This window comes from Phenylobacterium sp. (genome assembly GCF_041920015.1).
Classification (GTDB): Bacteria; Pseudomonadota; Alphaproteobacteria; order Caulobacterales; family Caulobacteraceae; genus Phenylobacterium.
Genome location: NZ_JAYRST010000143.1, coordinates 1 through 2,960 on the forward strand (window position 1 = coordinate 1; position 2,960 = coordinate 2,960).

Here is a 2,960-nt window from a genome sequence, read left to right on the forward strand (position 1 = left end):
CTCACGGCGGCTGGTCGCGCGGCCTATGCCGACGCCTTGCGGCGCAAGGGCCTGTGGGCGCAGGCCATGGCCGAGGGCCTGACCCCCGCCTGGCTGTCGGTGGCGACGGAACTGCTGGCCCTGATGACTCGCCGCGCGACCCCGAAAAAGCGATAGTTGACTGAGTCAACTATTAGGAAAACCTCTTGCGATAGAGGTGTTTCATGCTTCCCAGGGACCCGGTCGCCGCCGTCCGCCGTTTCAATCGCTTCTACACGGCCGCGTTCGGCGGGCTCGACGCGGCGCGCCTTCAGTCGGCGCACAGTCCGGCCGAGATGCGGGTGCTGTACGAGATCGCCCAGGCGCCGGAGGGGATCACGCCCAAGGCGCTGTCGGCGCAGGCCGGCATGGACCCTGGTTATCTCAGCCGGGTGCTCAAGCGGTTCGAAGCGCAGGGCCTCATCCAGCGGCAGGCCGATCCGAAGGACCGCCGCAGCGTCTCGGTATGGCTGAGCTCGGAGGGCATACGCGCCTATAACGGCTGGCTCGGCGCGGCCCAGGACGCGGCCGAGGCGCTGATCGCGCCGCTGACCAGCGCCCAGAAGGCCAAGCTGGTCCGCGCCATGGCCGAGATCGAGGCCCTGCTGGGGGCGTAAGCCGGGGGATTGGTCGACGAAGCCGAGGTCATCGAAGCCCCGAAGCTTCGGTTTGGCGGTGACAAGGCCGCGAGCCGACTCCAGAGTGCGTCCATGCGCAAACCCAATTTCATCGTCATCCTTGCAGACGACCTCGGCTATGGCGACCTCGGCTGCGACGGCGGCAAGGTCATCCGCACCCCCAACCTGGACCGCATGGCCGCCGAGGGCGTGCGCCTGACCGACTTCTACGCCTCGGCCAATGTCTGCACCCCGTCGCGGGCGGGCTTGCTGACCGGGCAGTACGCGATCCGCAACGGGCTGGCGCACGAGGTGCTGCAGCCGGCCGACACCAAGGGCCTGCCGCCCGACGCCCTGACCATTCCCAAGGCGCTGGGGCCGGACTACGCCAGCGCCCTGATCGGCAAGTGGCACCTGGGGCACGTGGCGCCGCACTGGCCGCCGACGGTCTATGGGTTCGAGCGCTTCTACGGCCTGCCCTACAGCCACGACATGAAGCCGCTGGCGCTCTACGACAACGCCACGACGCCGATGACCGAGAGCAAGGCGGAGTTCCCCAAGCTCACCCAATGGTTCTTCGAGCAGACCGCCGCTTTCGCCGAGCAGAACCGCGACAAGCCGTTCTTCGTGCTGCTGGCCCTGACCGCGCCGCACATCCCGCTGAAGCCCAATCCCGACGACCTGACCGGCTCGCCCGGCGGCGACTATGGCGAGGTGGTCGAGGAGATCGACCTCAATGTCGGACGGCTGCTGGAGAAGCTGAAGGCGCTGGGCCTGGACGAGGACACCATGGTGGTCTTCACCTCGGACAACGGGCCATGGTTCGAGGGATCGTCCGGCCCGTTCCGCGACCGCAAGGGCGGCTCGGCCTGGGACGGCGGCTTCCGCGTGCCGTTCATCGCCCGCCAGCCGGGAACCCTACCGGCCGGGACGGTGAGTTCGGAACTGGCCAGCAACCTCGACCTGCTGCCGACGCTGCGGGCCCTGGCAGGCCAGCCGCCGGTCGAGGATCGCGAACTGGACGGCCGCGACATCTCCGGCGTGCTGAAGGAGGCCGCGGCCTCGCCGCACGAGGAGATCGTGCTGTTCAACAACAACCAGGTCGCAGCGATCCGCACGAGGCGCTGGAAGTACGTCGCGCGGTCCTATTACCGGGTCTACGACGTGCCGCTGGACCGTTACCCGCTGCTGTTCGACATGGATGTCGACCCCGGCGAGAACTACAGCGTGGCGCGCAATTTCCCGGGCGAGGCGGCGGACATGCGCGCGCGCCTGGAGCGGGCCAGGGCGAAATACGAGCCGATGGCGGACGCCTTCCCGCCGCACGTGGCGCCGGCCTCGGCGGCCGATCACCCGGACTAGGGTCTGTACTCAATCGGCTTGCTTGGGCGACTGAGTTCTGATTCGAAGATTCCGGGAGGTTGCCCGGATGTCGAAGCGCAAGCAGGCCTATTGGCTGTCGGATGCGGAGTGGGCGGCGATTGAGCCGCACCTGCCGCGAGGGCGCAGCGGCGCTCATCGGGTTGATGATCGAAGGGTCGTCAGCGGCATCGTGCATATGCTGCGCTCGGGTGCGCGTTGGCGAGACTGTCCAGCCGAGTACGGGCCGTACACGACGATCTACAACCGTTTCAATCGATGGAGCCGCCAGGGCGTCTGGAGCGAGATCTTCTACGCCCTGACTGGCAAGAGCGACGTGGTGACCGGCGCGATCGACGCGACCTACGTGAAGGCGCATCGCTCGGCAGGGGGCGCAAAAGGGGGGCCTTCGACAACGCCATCGGAGCTTCCCGCGGCGGGCGAACGACCAAAATCCACGCGCTGACCGACGAGCTGGGCCGCCCCAGAGTTCTGGTCCTGACCGCAGGCAACACCCACGACCTAGTCGGAGCCGCCGCCGTACTCAGGCTCGTGCCAACACCTCGCAAGCTGCTGGCCGATCGGGCCTATGACGCCCGCAAGCTGCGGGACTGGCTCGTCGAGCGCGGCTGTGAACCCGTCATCCCGCCAAACCCGACCCGCAAGCATCCCCACGCCTACGATCCGGTCGCCTACCGCAGCCGTAACGCCATCGAGAGGATGTTCTGCCATCTCAAGGACTTCCGGCGCATCGCAACCCGATACGACAAACGAGCCGACAACTTCCTATCCGCTGTCCTGCTCGCCGCAGCCGTCACTTGGTGGACGCCGATTGAGTCCAGACCCTAGAGCGTGTCCCGCTTGCGATGAATCGGAAGTGATCGCGGGTTGGGTTCCCTGAAGCAGCGGATCGTGAGTCCCTGACCTTCTGACGAGGGAGGCAGGGATGGCGGGACGCAAGGCGTA

The 2,960-nt window shown here is 67.3% G+C and carries 2 protein-coding genes and 1 pseudogene; all 3 read left to right on the top strand.

Features of this window, described 5'->3' with window-relative positions; translation table 11 throughout:
- Positions 1–203: 203 nt before the first annotated feature.
- The 3 genes and pseudogenes from ACE3TL_RS16815 to ACE3TL_RS16825 all read left to right on the top strand — a co-directional run bounded on the left by ACE3TL_RS16815 (position 204) and on the right by ACE3TL_RS16825 (position 2,843).
- Positions 204–635, top strand: a complete 432-nt coding sequence (locus ACE3TL_RS16815; protein ID WP_374579806.1) for a MarR family winged helix-turn-helix transcriptional regulator — start codon at positions 204–206, stop codon at positions 633–635.
- 93 nt (positions 636–728) lie between these two features.
- Positions 729–1,997, top strand: coding sequence for a sulfatase (locus ACE3TL_RS16820; protein WP_374579807.1), 1,269 nt, complete (start codon positions 729–731; stop codon positions 1,995–1,997).
- Positions 1,998–2,064: 67 nt separating this feature from the next.
- A pseudogene (locus ACE3TL_RS16825) lies at positions 2,065–2,843 on the top strand (IS5 family transposase).
- Positions 2,844–2,960 lie beyond the last annotated feature (117 nt).